The 14903-nt window shown below is 72.6% G+C and carries 18 protein-coding genes; 9 read left to right on the top strand and 9 right to left on the bottom strand.

All coding sequences use genetic code 11. From position 1 onward, the window contains the following. Nucleotides 1-2 precede the first annotated feature (2 nt). Nucleotides 3-1319 carry a glutamate-1-semialdehyde 2,1-aminomutase gene (hemL, locus tag ACFYZ3_RS25480; RefSeq protein ID WP_388521977.1) on the bottom strand — a complete coding sequence of 439 codons (1317 nt, stop codon included), beginning with the start codon at nucleotides 1317-1319 and terminating at the stop codon, nucleotides 3-5. Nucleotides 1320-1804: 485 nt separating this feature from the next. Here hemL and ACFYZ3_RS25475 point away from each other — a divergent pair, with 485 nt between their 5' ends. Together ACFYZ3_RS25475 and ACFYZ3_RS25470 are read left to right on the top strand one after the other, a co-directional pair. Then, on the top strand, nucleotides 1805-2242 hold the full coding sequence (locus ACFYZ3_RS25475; RefSeq protein ID WP_003974483.1) for a hypothetical protein: 438 nt from the start codon (nucleotides 1805-1807) through the stop codon (nucleotides 2240-2242). A gap of 53 nt (nucleotides 2243-2295) precedes the next feature. Then, the gene (locus tag ACFYZ3_RS25470; RefSeq protein WP_388521974.1) at nucleotides 2296-2784 is read left to right on the top strand and encodes a hypothetical protein; all 489 of its coding nucleotides are present in this window, start codon (nucleotides 2296-2298) and stop codon (nucleotides 2782-2784) included. Between the two features lie 6 nt (nucleotides 2785-2790). Here ACFYZ3_RS25470 and ACFYZ3_RS25465 read toward each other — a convergent pair whose 3' ends face one another. From ACFYZ3_RS25465 to ACFYZ3_RS25455, 3 genes are all read right to left on the bottom strand, one after another. After that, nucleotides 2791-3543 (bottom strand): cation transporter, encoded by a 753-nt coding sequence (locus ACFYZ3_RS25465; RefSeq protein WP_388521971.1) that lies wholly within the window; start codon nucleotides 3541-3543, stop codon nucleotides 2791-2793. A 2-nt stretch (nucleotides 3544-3545) separates the two neighbouring features. Next, nucleotides 3546-3881: an ArsR/SmtB family transcription factor gene (locus ACFYZ3_RS25460; protein ID WP_388521968.1), complete on the bottom strand. Its 336-nt coding sequence runs from the start codon at nucleotides 3879-3881 to the stop codon at nucleotides 3546-3548. Between the two features lie 158 nt (nucleotides 3882-4039). Beyond that, a complete protein-coding gene (locus tag ACFYZ3_RS25455) occupies nucleotides 4040-4429 on the bottom strand; it encodes a hypothetical protein (RefSeq protein WP_388521966.1) in 390 nt (129 codons plus the stop codon). A gap of 78 nt (nucleotides 4430-4507) precedes the next feature. On the opposite strand from ACFYZ3_RS25455, the gene ACFYZ3_RS25450 reads away from it, so the two are divergent. Together ACFYZ3_RS25450 and ACFYZ3_RS25445 are read left to right on the top strand one after the other, a co-directional pair. Next, nucleotides 4508-4909, top strand: coding sequence for a DUF6153 family protein (locus ACFYZ3_RS25450; RefSeq protein WP_388521963.1), 402 nt, complete (start codon nucleotides 4508-4510; stop codon nucleotides 4907-4909). A 125-nt stretch (nucleotides 4910-5034) separates the two neighbouring features. After that, on the top strand, nucleotides 5035-5682 hold the full coding sequence (locus tag ACFYZ3_RS25445) for a DUF305 domain-containing protein (protein WP_388521961.1): 648 nt from the start codon (nucleotides 5035-5037) through the stop codon (nucleotides 5680-5682). A 163-nt stretch (nucleotides 5683-5845) separates the two neighbouring features. On the opposite strand, the gene ACFYZ3_RS25440 is transcribed toward ACFYZ3_RS25445, so the two are convergent. From ACFYZ3_RS25440 to ACFYZ3_RS25430, 3 genes are all read right to left on the bottom strand, one after another. After that, nucleotides 5846-6133 (bottom strand): hypothetical protein, encoded by a 288-nt coding sequence (locus tag ACFYZ3_RS25440; RefSeq protein WP_388521958.1) that lies wholly within the window; start codon nucleotides 6131-6133, stop codon nucleotides 5846-5848. A 39-nt stretch (nucleotides 6134-6172) separates the two neighbouring features. Continuing rightward, nucleotides 6173-7759, bottom strand: coding sequence for an oxidoreductase (locus tag ACFYZ3_RS25435; RefSeq protein ID WP_388521955.1), 1587 nt, complete (start codon nucleotides 7757-7759; stop codon nucleotides 6173-6175). A 61-nt stretch (nucleotides 7760-7820) separates the two neighbouring features. Then, the gene (locus ACFYZ3_RS25430) at nucleotides 7821-8390 is read right to left on the bottom strand and encodes a hypothetical protein (protein WP_388521952.1); all 570 of its coding nucleotides are present in this window, start codon (nucleotides 8388-8390) and stop codon (nucleotides 7821-7823) included. Between the two features lie 148 nt (nucleotides 8391-8538). Between ACFYZ3_RS25430 and ACFYZ3_RS25425 the strand changes: the two genes are divergently transcribed. From ACFYZ3_RS25425 to ACFYZ3_RS25415, 3 genes are read left to right on the top strand one after another with little or no spacing between them, the layout of a single operon-like run. Continuing rightward, on the top strand, nucleotides 8539-9189 hold the full coding sequence (locus ACFYZ3_RS25425) for a TetR/AcrR family transcriptional regulator (RefSeq protein WP_388521949.1): 651 nt from the start codon (nucleotides 8539-8541) through the stop codon (nucleotides 9187-9189). Between the two features lie 45 nt (nucleotides 9190-9234). After that, entirely contained in the window at nucleotides 9235-9642 is a 408-nt protein-coding gene (locus ACFYZ3_RS25420) for a YciI family protein (RefSeq protein ID WP_361009712.1), read from the top strand. 8 nt (nucleotides 9643-9650) lie between these two features. Next, nucleotides 9651-10802 (top strand): RNA polymerase sigma factor, encoded by a 1152-nt coding sequence (locus tag ACFYZ3_RS25415; protein WP_388521945.1) that lies wholly within the window; start codon nucleotides 9651-9653, stop codon nucleotides 10800-10802. Here the strand turns inward: ACFYZ3_RS25415 and ACFYZ3_RS25410 are convergent. Together ACFYZ3_RS25410 and ACFYZ3_RS25405 are read right to left on the bottom strand one after the other, a co-directional pair. Continuing rightward, a complete protein-coding gene (locus tag ACFYZ3_RS25410; protein ID WP_388522254.1) occupies nucleotides 10774-12348 on the bottom strand; it encodes an MFS transporter in 1575 nt (524 codons plus the stop codon). The genes ACFYZ3_RS25415 and ACFYZ3_RS25410 overlap by 29 nt on opposite strands. A gap of 160 nt (nucleotides 12349-12508) precedes the next feature. Further along, the gene (locus ACFYZ3_RS25405) at nucleotides 12509-13156 is read right to left on the bottom strand and encodes a TetR/AcrR family transcriptional regulator (RefSeq protein ID WP_388521942.1); all 648 of its coding nucleotides are present in this window, start codon (nucleotides 13154-13156) and stop codon (nucleotides 12509-12511) included. A 69-nt stretch (nucleotides 13157-13225) separates the two neighbouring features. Between ACFYZ3_RS25405 and ACFYZ3_RS25400 the strand changes: the two genes are divergently transcribed. Both ACFYZ3_RS25400 and ACFYZ3_RS25395 read left to right on the top strand, forming a co-directional pair. Beyond that, on the top strand, nucleotides 13226-14128 hold the full coding sequence (locus ACFYZ3_RS25400; protein ID WP_388521940.1) for a virginiamycin B lyase: 903 nt from the start codon (nucleotides 13226-13228) through the stop codon (nucleotides 14126-14128). 73 nt (nucleotides 14129-14201) lie between these two features. Then, nucleotides 14202-14891: a DUF5701 family protein gene (locus ACFYZ3_RS25395; RefSeq protein ID WP_388521937.1), complete on the top strand. Its 690-nt coding sequence runs from the start codon at nucleotides 14202-14204 to the stop codon at nucleotides 14889-14891. Nucleotides 14892-14903 lie beyond the last annotated feature (12 nt).

Genomic DNA, 14903 nt, shown 5'->3' with positions numbered 1-14903 from the left:
GCTCATGCCGTCGCCTCCGCGGCCGCGCGGGCCGCCGCCGGGAGGGCGTCGGCGATGCGCTGGACGGCCCGCTCGTCGTGGGCGGTGGACACGAACCAGGACTCGAAGGAGGACGGCGGCAGGTAGACGCCGTTCGAGAGGAGGGAGTGGAAGAAGGCGGTGAACCGGAAGGACTCCTGCGCCTTCGCGTCCTCGTAGTCGACGACCGGCCGGTCGGTGAAGAACACGGAGAACATGTTGGAGGCGGTCTGCACCCGGTGCGCGACGCCCTCCTTGGCGAGCGCCTCGGTCACCAGCGACTGGATCTGCGCGGACACGGCGTCGACCTTCTCGTACGCCGCGTCGTCGAGGAGCCGCAGCTGGGCGAGCCCGGCGGCGGTGGCGACCGGGTTCCCGGAGAGGGTGCCTGCCTGGTAGACGGGCCCGGCCGGCGCGAGGTGCGCCATGACATCCGCCCGCCCCCCGAACGCGGCGGCGGGGAACCCGCCCCCCATCACCTTCCCGAAGGTCATCAGGTCGGGAACGACCCCCTCCACGCCGTACCACCCGGCGCGACTGGTCCGGAACCCGGTCATGACCTCGTCGGACACGAACAGCGCGCCGTTGGCGGCGCAGGCGTCCTTGAGCCCCTGGTTGAACCCGGGCAGCGGCGGCACGACGCCCATGTTGCCGGGCGAGGCCTCCGTGATCACGCAGGCGATCTCGCCGGGGTGGGCGGCGAAGGCGGCGTGCACGGCGTCGAGGTCGTTGTACGGCAGCACGATCGTGTCGCTCGCCTGGGCCCCGGTGACACCGGGGGTGTCGGGCAGCGCGAAGGTGGCGACGCCGGAGCCCGCGGCGGCCAGCAGCGAGTCGACGTGGCCGTGGTAGCACCCGGCGAACTTGATCACCTTGGTGCGCTGCGTGAACCCGCGGGCGAGCCGGATGGCGGACATGGTGGCCTCGGTCCCGCTGGACACGAGCCGGACCTCCTCCAGCGGCGCGACCCGCTCGACCATGGCCTCGGCGAGCGCGACCTCGCCCTCGGCGGGCGTACCGAAGGACGTCCCGCGCGCGACGGCCTCCTGCACGGCGGCGATCACCTCGGGGTGCGCGTGCCCGAGGATCATCGGCCCCCAGGAGCAGACGAGGTCGACGTACTCACGTCCGTCGGCGTCGGTCAGATACGGCCCGGTGCCGGACACCATGAACCGGGGCGTGCCGCCGACGGCGCGGAAGGCGCGCACCGGGGAGTTCACACCGCCGGGCGTGACGGCCGCGGCGCGGTCGAACAGAGCCTGCGAGGCCGGTGCTTCGTATGGATATGCCAGTTCGCTCATGACCTGCGACTTCTCCGACCTTCTCGACCTTCTCCGACGTATCGGACCCTGCGCGGCCTCTGGTTGCCCAGGGTGACTTCGTCAAGGGTAGACAACCGCCCCCAATGCCGTGCCGTCTGCCAGACTGGAACTCATCCACGCAGCTCACCGGGGCGACGCGGACGGGGCTGCCGACCGTCCGGCGGGCATATGTCCCACCGCACGTTTCGGCGAGCGGCCGTGGGGGAGGTCACTGACACGATGATCGGGTTGCGCGGCGGGGGCCACGCGTCCTAGAAAAGCAGTCGGGTGGAGATATGCATCGCGGTGGCGGACTGGGCGAGGGGACCGATGACCTGGGTCCTCGACGTGCCCGGCGGGGAAGGCACCGACGCGAGGCGGAGGAAGCGTCCGAAGCACGTCAGGCACACGGCACCCCGGGCGAGCCCGACCGGCTCGACCGGCGGGCCGACCGGCTGGGGGCGGGGAGCGGGAATGGTGGTCGGGTGGGGGTGACCTACAAGTACTTCGGCGCGCCCGACGGCGCGACCGCGGCCCGCGTCCCGATCTCGATGCGCCCCGAGGAACTGGGCGGCGACGAGCTCGGGATGAACGGCATGTTCACCAAGATCAAGCCGGAGACCATGGCCGCCATGGTCCTCACCGGCATCGAGGGCGTCCCCCTGCACAAGGTGCCCCCGCTGGAACTGGTCGTCCTGCACCCCGACTACGCGGTCGTCAAACTCCCGATGACCGTGGTCGACCCCCTGCGCGGCATCGGCGAGGAGGCGGTCGGTGCGGCAGCCTTCATATGGTCCACGGTCCCGGACCGGGGCGGCCCGCGGGACGCGTTCAACGTGTACCAGCTGCTGCACGAGTGGCAGGACTTCTCGCACCGGCTGCACGAGGCGGGGCACCAGCCGTACTGCCTGGTGTGGCCCTGAGCCGACGCCCTTCGGACAAGGGTCGGGGCCCCGGGGCGGCCCCGCCCGTACCCGTGTCCCGCCTCAAGGACAGCCGCTTCGACGGCTATCTGCGCCATCCCCTTCCCCACGAACGGGACGCCGCCGTCGACGCGGTGATCACCTCGTACCTCAAGGGCACCGCCCCCGTCAGGCAACGGGCGATCGACGATCTGGGCACGCGGAGCGCGTCCGTACTCAGCGTGTACGGACAGCGCATGGCCTCGGCCGCCGTCCGTGCCGGGTCCGTGGACACGCTGCGCCGCGGCCTCGTCGCCGTCGGCATGGCGCAGGCGCGCCTCGGCGACGCCCGCGAGAACCTGTACCCGCTCGCAGCCCTCAACGACGCCGCGGCCCTGCTCGGCACATCGCTCCGGACCCTGATCACCGACGTGTCGGACTCGCTGCCGTCCTCGGTGGTCGACGAGTTGCGCGCCTTTGATCAACGTCAGGAGCAGGACAAGTCGCTGGAGGGCATGGGCCTGAGACGACTCGGCAGCGGCCAGACCCTCCTCTACTACTGACCTGCTTCACCGAGCCCCACGCACGGCGGCACCACCACGGGAAGAAGGCTGATCCCGACCGCAGCCGCACGAGTCCTCGGTATCGGCCGCAACGGCCCCCGCCGCGACCGTAGGGGCGGGGGCGCAACAGCCCTTGCCCTGCCAGGCATCGCGGCCTTCCCTGACCGCGATGCCGGAGATGACCAGGGCGGCGATCGGGTCGGCCCAGGACCAGCCGAGGGTGGCGTTGAGGACGAGGCCCACCAGCAGCACGGCCGAGAGGTAGGTGCACAGCAGCGTCTGCCGGGAATCCGCCACTGCCGAGGCGGAGCCGAGCTCGCGCCCGGCCCTGCGCTGAGCGGCGGACAGGAACGGCATGATCGCGAGTGAGAGCGCGGCGAGCACGATGCCCGGGACGGAGCGCTCGGCCTCACCGGTTCCGATCAGCGCCCGGACCGCGTCGGCGGTGACGTACGCGGCGAGCGCGAAGAACGACACCGCGATGATCCGGAGCGTCGTCTTCTCGCGGGCCTCGCGCACCTCGTGGTCGACTGCGGAGAACTGCCAGGCGACCGCGGCCGCGGAGGACACCTCGATGACGGAGTCCAGGCCGAAGCCGATCAGCGCGGTGGAGGAGGAGAGCGAGCCGGCGGTGAGTGCGGCGACCGCCTCGACGACGTTGTAGGTGATCGTCGCGGCGACCAGCAGCCGTATCCGCTTCGCCAGCGCCTCTCGGCGGGCGGGGGGAGGGCCGAGGGACAGGGGCGTCTCCGCACTCATGGTCAGCAGCACCCCTTCTCGTCGGCATCGGCGCACACGCGATCGGTCTCGACGGCCACCACGGCGGTGCGCAGGTCGTCCAGTGCGTGGCCGAGCCGTTCGTCGGCCAGCTCGTAGCGGGTGCGGCGCCCGTCGGGGACCGTGACGACCAGGCCGCAGTCGCGCAGACACGCCAGGTGGTTCGACAGCCTGGTCCGGGAGACGCCGAGTGCGTCGGCGAGGTCGGCCGGGTACGCGGGGGCTTCGCGCAGGGCGAGCAGGATGCGGCAGCGAATCGGGTCGGCGAGCGCGCGGCCGAAGCGGGCCAGCACCTCGATGTCGGGGGCGACAGTCAGCACGAGGTAACGATACAGGGAATCCTGAATTCAGGAAGGCGTGGATCGATCAGGCCCAAGGGCGGAGTCGCCACCGCCGGCCCGCCCCGGTCGCGCGGTCGAGGTCTGATCGCCGAGATCGCCCCGGAGAAGCCGGTGGGCGGGGCATCGACAGTGGACGGTCAGCTGTCGGGGTCGACTTCGGGGTGAGTGAACCGCACGGGCTTCTCCAGCGACCGGGCGTAGGCGATCTCGGCTCGGGTGCTGTCTCCGATGTAGTCGCCGATCACGAGTACCTCGTCGGCGAGCCGGATCTTCGCCCGGTGCAGCTCGTCGAGTCGGGCCTTCAGCGCCTCGGCCTCGACGGGGTCGGACCAGAGCGCGTGCGGCGACTTCATGTCGCAGCCCGGCTTGACGACGATCCTTCCGGCTTCGGTCTCCCGTACGTCGGCCTCGGTCATCTCGGCCATGAAACGGGTGGAGCCGCAGATCACGACGATGCGTGGGAGACTCAGCCGCTTCTTCGCCTCGACGAGCGTCTCCTCGGGGGTGGACCGTCGCGGGTGTGACACCGGTTCCTCCTGGTGGTGTTCGCGTGACCCGATGGTCTCCTACGAGGGCGCACCACGAGAGGCCCGTACGATGAGCGCGTGGCCAGCAGCACCCGATCAAGCATCCGTCCGGCCGGGCGGCTGTTTCTGCTGCTGGTGCCGGCGGTGCTGGCCGGTTTGCTGGGCATGCACGGCCTCGCCCCCGGTGCGATGCCGCCGTGGCAGGCGGGTGCCGGTCACGAGATGGTGATGACCGCGGCGGACGGCGTGCCGCACGCGGACGGGGGATGTACGCACACGAACGGCGGACCGGGCCACCTCGATCATGCCGACGGGACGTGTGCGGCGGCCGGCATCGGTTCGGCGTACACGCCGCCCGCGCTGACCGGCGCCCCGCTGGACGCGCCCGTGACCCCCGCACCCGTCGCGGCGTTCCCGGGTGCACCGCATGACGGCCGGGCTCCGCCCGACCTCTTCGAGCTGCAGCTCCTGCGGATATAGAGCGGCCCGCCCGGCTCCCGTGCACCCGGCCCTTGCCGGTGACGGGTGCCGTGCTTGCGCACGCTCTCCATCCGTTCCCACCGCGTGCCGCGCGACGGCGCGCGTCGTCAAGGAGTTGCACCACCATGATCCGCAAGCGTTCCCTCATGCGCCGCACCGCCGTCGTAGCCTCCGCGGGCGCGGCAGCACTGGTCCTGGCCGCCTGTGGCGGCGACGGCAGCGGCGACGGCTCGGCCGGGCACGGCGGCCACGCCGCCACCGCGTCCTCCTCCGCCCCGGCATCGGCGTCGGCGTCGGCGTCACAGGGGCAGCACAACGCTGCCGACGTCGCCTTCGCGAAGGGGATGATCCCCCACCACCGCCAGGCCGTCGAGATGGCCGGCCTCGCGCCCGACCGTGCACGGTCGGCCGAGGTGAAGAAGCTCGCCGCCGACATCAAGAAGGCCCAGGGCCCGGAGATCAGGACGCTCTCCGGCTGGCTGACCTCGTGGGGCGAGGACGTGCCCGCCGAGGGTGCCATGGACCACTCCATGCACGACATGGGCGGCATGATGACGGCCGAGGAGATGACCGGGCTCGAGAACGCCTCGGGCAAGGTCTTCGACACCGCGTTCACGGAGCTGATGATCAAGCATCACGAAGGCGCGGTCGAGATGGCGAGGACCGAGCGCACCGACGGCGTCCACGGACCGGCCAGGAAGATGGCCGGAGAGATCATCGACTCGCAGAGCGCGGAGATCGAGCAGATGAACCAACTGCTCGGCAAGGGCTGACCGCACGCACCGGTGCGGGGCAGGCACCGAAGGCGCCGGCCCCGCGCCACCGGCCCCGCACCCGATCCAAGCACTGCTGAACGACCTGGAGGGCACGACCTGGAAGGCCGGATCCCCGACGGCGTCCCCTCGTGGTCGACACCCGCTGTCGCGGCGTCGGGTCTCAGTCCGCCGCGCGGAGCACGACTTCGAAGCCGAGGTTCCGCAGCAGCTTGACGGCGTGGTCCTTGCCGCCGGAGAACTCGTCGCTGCCCAGCGGGTCGCGGTCGGGCAGGTACCCGTGTGCCGCTCCGACCACGGCCTTCGAGTCGTAGTCCTTGCCGCCGATCCTGAGCAGGTAGGTACGCGACGGCCCGAATCCGTACCGGTGGAGGAACGCGTCGCGGTCGAGCCGGTCGTACTCCGCGACGGACTGCAGGATCGCGGCTCGGGTGATCTCGTTCAGCGCCATGGGCCGAAGGTAGCCGAAGGTGGCCGGCCGGGCGGCCGGTCACTGTCGGCTCAGTGCGCGGGACACCCCCGCGGTGACCGTCGTGGCCAGGATCCAGCCCGCCGTGATCAGGGTGTAGGACAGCCACTGGCCCAAACCTCGTGGTGCGAAGGCCGGCTCCTGGCCGAAGGTGATGATCGGGACGAGGAGGTCGAGGGTGTAGAAGACGGCGTTGAAGGGCGGGGCCTTGGCCGCTTCGAGGGGGGCGGGGGTGTGCTGGGCGAAGTAGAGGGCTCCGCAGGCCAGAAGGGCCAGGAGCCACAGGCCGGCGCGGAGGGGGCGGTAGCCGTAGCCGACGGAGACGTCCTGGACGTGGCCCCACAGGCGGGTGTGCGGGGGGAGGGTGGCACGGCGGTGGCGCTGTTTGGCCAGCAGGACCGTGCGGGCCTCGTCCTCGTGGCCGAGCCGCCGGTAGGCCGCCGCCAGTTGCTCGTACGGCTGGGGGAGGTAGTCGCCGGTGGTGCGCCGGATCCAGCGGACGCGTTCCGAGGCCGGGAGCGGAAACGCCAGGGCCTCGTACGTCGCGTCGGCCAGGCGGAGGTCGGTGGGCCAGGTCTCCTGGGCGTCGTACAGCGTGCCCAGCCGGGCGTTGCGGGCGTCCACCACCGCGTCGATCGGCCGGCGGGTGCGGAGGTCGGTTTCCCGGGCCTGGGTCGCCCGGAGGGACAGGGCGGTGCCGTCCTTGCGGGTCAGTTCGGCGTCGCGGAAGCTCAGTTCCGTGCCGACGCGGGTGCCGTCGAGCCTCACCTCGCCGTCGACCGTGAGTCCGAGGCCCAGGTCGAAGTTGCGGTCGACCGTGACGTCCACCGCCTCCAGGGCGATGTCGCCCGGGTTGCTCAGCCGGGCCCCGCAGAATCCGATGGCCGCCGCGACGGTGGCGCCGGAGAGGATGATCCGGCCCTCGGCGCTGAAGCCGGGGTGGCAGGTGAAGTCCTCGGCGACACGGACGTGGTAGGCGTCCAGGGCGTTGCCGCCGGGGGCGCGGAGTGAGGCGCCCTCCAGGTCGAACTCGCCCTCTATGGAGGCGCCGGAGAGTCGGAACGTCCCCTCGACGTCCAGGTTCGCGCACAGCGCGTCGCCGCCCACCTGGGCGTGGACGGCCGGTATGGCCTCCCCGGCGGGGAAGCGGACCACCGTGTCGCGCAGGTCCAGGTCGCCGTTGATCTGGGTGCGGGTGAGGACCAGGGGGCCCGTCAGGGTGCAGTGGGAGACGACCAGCCTCCCGTCGATCTGCGCCGTGTCGGCCACGAGCCCGGGCAGGACGCACCCCGTCAGGGCCAGCTCACGGGTCCGGGCTCCCTGGAGCAACGGCGCTTCGTCGAAGCGGCATTCGGTGAGGCGGACCGGTACGGCGACCTCCGTGAAGCCGAGGTCCAGGGGGCCCGTGAGGTGCGCGCCGGTGAGCCGGAGGGCGGGGCGGTCGCCGGGGGTGTGGTCGGCGTTCGCGCCCAGCAGCAGGGCCGCCACGACCTCGGACCGGATCACCGGGTCCGGGGATGAGGGATCGTCCCGGAGGTCGACGGGGCGGCCCTTGGGGAAGGCGTCCCACAACCGGCGTTCTTGGGTGTTGAGTTCGTCGAGGCGCACGAGTGACGATCTTCCCGGGACGGCCGCGTGCCGGACAAGCCGTTTCGTCGCCGCGGTCCCCTCAGGCCGAACCGTGTCCCCCGCGGCCCAGGCGGAGGGCGGAGACCAGGAAGAAGACGCCGCCGAGGAAGGCGTAGCCCGCGAGGCTGCTCAGTGAGGGGTCCTCGGCGCCGGCCTGGGTGACGAAGGAGAGGCCGGCGAGCGTGGAGATGGCGCCGCTGACGATCATCGGCCACTGTCCGCCCAGCCCGCGGCGGACGGCACCCGCGACGAGCTGGACGATTCCCGCGGTGACCGCCCACGCGCCCCAGACCCGCAGGACGGCAGGGATGCCCGAGGTCGCGGCGAGGGCGAGGGCGAGGACGGTCAGGGAGCTGATCGCGATGTTCGCGTACAGGGGCGTGGTGGGGCCGCCGTTCGCCCGCGCCGACCGGACGTCGACGACCGCGGCCGCCACGTCGAACAGCGGGTAGATCAGCAGCAGTGCCGTGCTCAGCGGGCCCAGCGCGTCGGCGCTGGTGAAGAGCAGGGCCGCCCACACGGCCGCGAACGCGAAGCGGAAGAAGTACAGCTTTCGGAGCGTGACGGGGACGGGGACGCCGGCGGGCGGTGCGACTGCGACGGTTTCCACGGTGAGGGCCTTTCGGGGCGGCGGGCGAGCAGAATCTGGAGAGGCAGAACGTGAGGTAGAACGTTCGGTCTCGTCACGCAGTCAACGGCCTTCCGCCTCCCCTGTCAAGACCGAACGTTCTACCTCGCCACCTTGATACGGTGGACGCATGAGCCCGAGCACAGAAGCCGCCGCCCGCACCCCCTCCGAAGCGCGAACCCGGCTGCTCGGCACCGCCACGAGGATCTTCTACGCCGAGGGCATCCACTCGGTCGGCATCGACCGGATCACCGCGGAGGCGCAGGTCACCCGCGCCACGCTGTACCGGCACTTCTCGGGCAAGGAAGACCTCATCCTCGCCTACCTCGACCAGGCCGACCGGGGCATCCGGGCGCAGGTGACCGCCGCAAGGGACGGCAGTCCGTCCGCCGCCGGGCAGGTCCGGGCCGTCGCGCGGTCCATCGTGGACGGGATCCGGTCCCCCGGTTTCCGCGGCTGCGCCTTTCTCAACGCCGTGGCCGAGTACCCGGACCCGGCCCACCCCGTGCACCGGGCCGTACTGGCCCACCGGCAGTGGTTCCTGGACACCGTCACGGAGCTGCTGGCGCAGGTCGGCGGCGGTGACGGCGTCGCCGCCGGGCGACACCTCGTCATGCTCCGGGACGGTGCGATGGCGGCCGGGTGCCTCTTCGACCCGGAGCTGATCTCCGAGACCTTCCTGCACGGCGTGGAAGGGGTCCTGAGAGACGTCTCGGAAAAAGTTTCCGCCCGGCCCGCCGGCCGTGTCGAGAACGCGCGTTCCGCTCCGTCCCAGGGGTGAAGGCGGCCACAATGGGCCGCACCAGCACCGAGGAGACCACCCATCATGGCCAAGTACCTGCTGCTCAAGCACTACCGAGGCGCCCCGGAGCCGGTCAACTCCGCGCCGATGGACCAGTGGACGCCCGAAGAGATCTCGGCCCACATGCGGTACATGCACGACTTCGCGGACCGGCTCGAGAAGACCGGTGAGTTCGTCGACGGGCAGGCGCTCGCCCCCGAAGGGACGTGGGTCCGCTACGACGGTGAGGGCAAGCCGCCGGTCACCGACGGGCCGTTCGCCGAGACCAAGGACCTCATCGCCGGCTGGATGGTGATCGACGTCGACAGCTACGAGCGCGCCGTCGAGCTGGCCGGGGAGCTGTCCGCCGCCCCGGGTGCGGGCGGGAAGCCGATCCACGAGTGGCTGGAGCTGCGTCCGTTCCTGACCGCTTCCCCGACCGTCACGGACTGACCCAGCCGATGGACGAGGCCCTGATCAGGAGTCTCACGCCCGGCGTGCTGACCGTTCTCGTCCGCCGCGGAGCCGACTTCGCGGCGGCCGAGGACGCGGTCCAGGACGCGCTGGTCGAGGCGGTCCGCGGATGGCCGGCCGACCCGCCGCGGGACCCGAAGGGCTGGCTGGTCACGGTCGCCTGGCGGCGGTTCCTGGACGCGACCCGCGCCGACACCGCCCGCCGGCGGCGCGAGGACCGCGTCGAGGAGGAACCGGCGCCCGGCCCGGCCCCGGACGTGGACGACACGCTCCAGCTCTACTTCCTGTGCGCGCACCCGTCCCTGACGCCGTCCTCGGCCGTCGCGCTCACACTGCGCGCGGTCGGCGGGCTGACCACCCGGCAGATCGCCCAGGCGTACCTGGTGCCCGAGGCGACCATGGCGCAGCGGATCAGCCGGGCCAAGCGCACCGTGTCCGGTGTGCGGTTCGACCGGCCCGGCGACGTCGCCACCGTGCTGCGCGTCCTGTACCTCGTCTTCAACGAGGGCTACTCCGGTGACGTCGACCTCGCCGCCGAGGCCGTCCGGCTCACCCGGCAGCTCGCGGCCTCGGTCGACCACCCGGAGGTGGCCGGGCTGCTGGCGCTGATGCTGCTCCACCACGCGCGGCGGGCGGCCCGGACCGCGCCCGACGGGAGTCTGGTGCCGCTCGCCGCACAGGACCGCGGCCGGTGGGACACCGCGTCGATCGCGGAGGGCGTGCGGATCCTCCAGGCGGCGCTCGCCCGGGACCGGCTGGGCGAGTTCCAGGCCCAGGCCGCGATCGCCGCCCTGCACGCCGACGCGCCCACCGCCGGGGAGACCGACTGGGTGCAGATCGTGGAGTGGTACGACGAGCTGGCGCGCCTGACCGACAACCCCGTCGTCCTGCTCAACCGCGCGGTCGCCGTCGGAGAGGCCGACGGGCCGCGCGCCGGTCTGGCGGCGCTCGCGGCGCTGGACGACACGCTGCCCCGCCACACCGCGGTGGCGGCGTACCTGCACGAGCGCGACGGCGACCTGGACACGGCCGCGCGGCTGTACGCCGAGGCGGCCCACAAGGCGCCCGGGCTCGCCGAGCGCGACCATCTGACGCGCCAGGCCGCCCGTCTCAACTCCCGTCGCCGTGAGCGCCGGTGACCGGGGCGCCGGTGGCCGAAGCGTGCGGACCGGACTGTCCCGGCGCCGCGTTCACGCCGTCCGCCCGGCCGCCCGGGTGCCGCAGGGCGCAGAGGTAGCCGATCGCGAGGGCGACGGCCATGCCGTAGAAGACCCACCGGTTGGCCTCGGCGAAGTCGAGGCGGATGGCGGGCATCGCGTCCCGCATGGCCGTCGCGGTCGGGCCGTCGCCCGTCGGGGTGCGGGCGTCCGCGTTGCCGGTGATCGCCTCCGTGACGTCCCGGGCCGTGGCGTGCCGCCCGTCCGGCGGCACTCCGCGCGCACCGAGGGTCTCCTCGACCCGTTCGGTCATGCGGTGCGTCAGCATGGTGCCGAAGACGGCCAGGCCGACGCTGGCGGCGTAGTTGCGTACGGTCTGGGTGATGCCGGTGACCTCGCCGTAGGAGGAGTCGATCGAGCGGTTGACGGCGTCCGTCGACGCGGGGGCGAGGACGAAGCCGATGCCCGCGCCGGCGAGCGCGGCGTAGGGCCACTGGTCGTGCATGGACAGGTCGGTGAGCTTGCCGGCCCACAGCGCGAAGCCGACGGCGCCCAGCGCGCAGCCGATCCGCAGCGCCGGGCGGGCGCCCCGCTTGTCGAGGATGCGGCCGCCCCACTGGGAGGCGATGGCGAACCCGGCGAAGAAGTACAGCAGGTACAGGGCGGCCTGGTTGGGTGAGGCGCTGAGCGAGACCTGGGCATAGACCGAGGCGAAGAAGAACAGCGGGACGAACGCCAGCATGGCGAAGAAGAGCACCAGCGCGTCCACCGTGAAGGCGCGGTCGCGGAAGACCGCGAGGTTGACCAGGGGGTGGCGGGTGCGCAGTTCGTAGCGGCAGAAGACGTAGAGGATCGCGAGACCGCCCGCGATGCAGACCCAGGTCGCCGCGTTGTCCCAGCCCCAGGCCGCCGACTGCTGGAAGCCGAGCACGCTCAGGCCCATGCCGGCGACGATCAGCAGCGCGCCCTTCACGTCCAGCGACTCCTCGCGCCGCCGGTCGGGGATGCCTGCCAGCGCCGTCAGCACCAGCGCCGCGATCGCCACCGGGACGTTGACCCAGAAGATCGCCCGCCAGGTCCACGCGGTCAACCAGCCGCCCAGCAGCGGGCCTACGGCGGTCAGGGCACCGGTGAGGCCGAAGAAGAGGGCGAGCGCGCGGCCCCGGCGCTCCACCGGGAACACGGCGACGACCACGGCGAGGGCGGCCGGGAAGAGCAGCGCGGCGCCCAGGCCCTGGGTGGCGCGGAAGACGATGAGCCAGGTCAGCGCGTAGTCGCCGGAGGGTACGCAGCCGCACAGGACCGAGGAGACGACGAAGACCAGGGTGCCGAGCACGACCACGCGGCGCGGGCCCCACAGGTCCGCGAGGCGGCCACCCAGGGCGAAGAAGGCGGCGAGGGCCAGCAGATAGGCGTTGATCACCCACTGCATGCCCGAGGCCGACAGGCCCAGTTCGGAGACGATGTCGGGGGCCGCGATGGAGACGATCGTCTGGTCGATGAACGTCATCGCCACCGCGAACATCATGGCGGCGAGGGCCAGCGACTGGGAGGGAGGACGGCGACCGGCACCGGGCGCGCTCGGGTCCCGCTTCGTCTGCGATCCGCTCACCCGGCCAGTCTGCGTCCGCTCCGGTGACCGCGCATCCGGGCGCCGGGGCGCACCGGCCCGGCCGGTACGGCACCCGCTAGGAGCGGCGCCCGTACTCCGCGAGGGCCGGTGTCAGCAGGTCGAAGGCCCGGGGCGCCTCCCGCGCCAGCACCTCGGCGATCTCCGGGTTGGCGCGGCCCGCCAGGGTCAGTTCCTGGATGCGGTGGAACAGGACGCGGTGGACCCCGCCCAGCAGGGCCGCGGCCGTCCGCGGGGTGATGTCGTCGGGCGGGGTGTCCGTGGTGTCGGCCAGGGCCGCGGTCAGTGCCTCCTCCCGCCGGTCGAGCAGGCCGCGCAGGCACGAGGTGAGGGTGGGGCTGTCGGCGATCATGCGGGTGAAGGCCTGTCCGGCGAAGCCCGCGACCGGGTCCTGGGCGCCCACGGCCGCCAGGAAGGCGTGGCGCAGGGCCGTCAGCGGGGTCTGGCCGGCCCCGCGTGCCGTCACGGTGGTGGCCAGGGCGGCGACGAACTCGTCCTGGTGGTCCAGGGCGAGATCCTCCTTGCGCGGGAAGTAGTTCGTCACGGTCTTCTTGGCGACCCTGGCGGCGTCGGCGATCTCCGCGATCGTCGTGTGCTCGAAGCCGCGCTCGATGAAGAGCCTGGTGGCGTGGTCGGAGATCAGCTGCCGGGTCTCGCGCTTCTTGGTCTCGCGCAGGCCCAGCGCCGGGGTGGTGTTCGGATCCATGGGCAAATCTTACCTCGGTAGTATTTTTATGTTGACGGCCAGAGTAGCCTCTGAGTAAACTTACTATCGATGAACGAATTCAACGAGAGCTACGACACCGACTCCGTGCGTGAGTTCACCGTGAGCGACGCGGACGCCGGCCCCTACGCGCTCACCGAAGGACCGGACGGCGCCCTGTGGTTCACCCTGGTCCACCGGGGCGCCGTCGCCCGCAGGGACCCGGACGACGGGCGGGTCACCGTCCATCCGGTCGGCGACGGGCCGACCGTGATCGCGCCGGGGCCCGACGGCGCCCTGTGGTTCACCGAGTACCGGGCGCACCGCATCGGCCGGATCACCCCCGAGGGCCACTACACGTCCTTCGCGCCTCTCACCCCCGAGGGCGGGCCGTTCGGGATCACCGCGGGGCCGGACGGTGCCATGTGGTTCACGCTCTCCTCGGCCGACCGCGTCGGCCGCGTCACCATGGACGGCGAGGTCACCGAGCATCCCGCGCCCGGCGCCTTCCCCTCCGCCCTCACGACCGGGCCGGACGGCGCCCTGTGGTGCACGCTCAACCAGGGCAACGCCATCGGGCGGCTGACCGCCGACGGCCACGGCACCGCGTACCCGCTGCCGACGCGGGGCGCCGCGCCGGTGGGCATCGCCGCGGGGCCCGACGGCGCCCTGTGGTTCACCGAGATCGGGGCCGGGCGGATCGGCCGGATCACCGTGACCGGCGACATCACCGAGTACCCGCTGTCCGACCCCGCGGCCCGGCCGCACGCGCTCACGGCGGGGCCCGACGGCGCGCTGTGGTTCACCGAGTGGGGCAGTGGCCGGGTCGGCCGGATCACCGTCGACGGCCGCGTCACCTCGTACCCGCTCTCCCGTACCGACTGCGAACCGCACGGCATCGCCGTACACGACGGCGCCCTGTGGTGCGCCCTGGAAACCGGCTCCCTGGCCAGGATCCAGGGCCGGCCGGCCTGACCGCGCCCCCGCGTCGCACCCGCACCCGCACCCGCACCCGCACCCGCACCCGCACCCGGAAGGACACACCCGCTTGACCGACACGCCGCACTCCCCCGCCCCCGCCCTCGACGCCGCCGCCGAGTTCGACCGGCAGGTCCGCACCCTCGTCGCGCTCGGCTATCCGGCCCTGTCCGACCGCTCCCCCGAGCAGTTCACCGAGCTGGTGGCGCCGCTGCGTGCCGAGGCCGTCGCCCGCACGGACCGGGCCGCGTACCCGGCGTACGAGCCCGCCGCGACCGGCCGGGTGCCCTTCGTCCTGGTCGTCGGACGCGAACTCGCCCCGGTCGAAGGGACCATGCCGTTGACCACGCTGCACGACGGCCGGCTGCCGGGGTTCGTCGACCGCAGCTTCGAACCGGGCGCCCTGGAGCGGTTCGTCGCCACCGGCACGACCCGGCCGCCCGGGCGGGACGGCGTCCACCTGCTGTTCGACGTCGAGCGCGGGGAGGAGTTCTGCGGGGTCGTGCCCGGCGACGCGCTGGCCACCGTCGCGGAGCGGGGCCGCACACCGCTCACCGTCGAGGAGGGCATCGCCCTGCTGACCCATGTGCCGGAGGTCCTGGTCAAGAACAAGTGCTTCTCGCTGGGCGGTTCACGGTGCGGGGACCGCCGGGTCCCGGCGCTGTGGATCAGCAAGCGCGCCCCGAAACTCGGCTGGTGCTGGGAGGGCAACCCGCACACCTGGCTCGGCCTGGCGTCGGCGGGCGCGCGGCACGCCTGACCGCCGTCACGC

The organism is Streptomyces sp. NPDC001599 (assembly GCF_042893535.1).
In the GTDB taxonomy this organism is placed as follows: Bacteria; Actinomycetota; Actinomycetes; order Streptomycetales; family Streptomycetaceae; genus Streptomyces.
The sequence above is the reverse complement of the archived record's forward strand: the minus strand, read 5'-3'. Positions and strand labels throughout refer to the sequence as shown.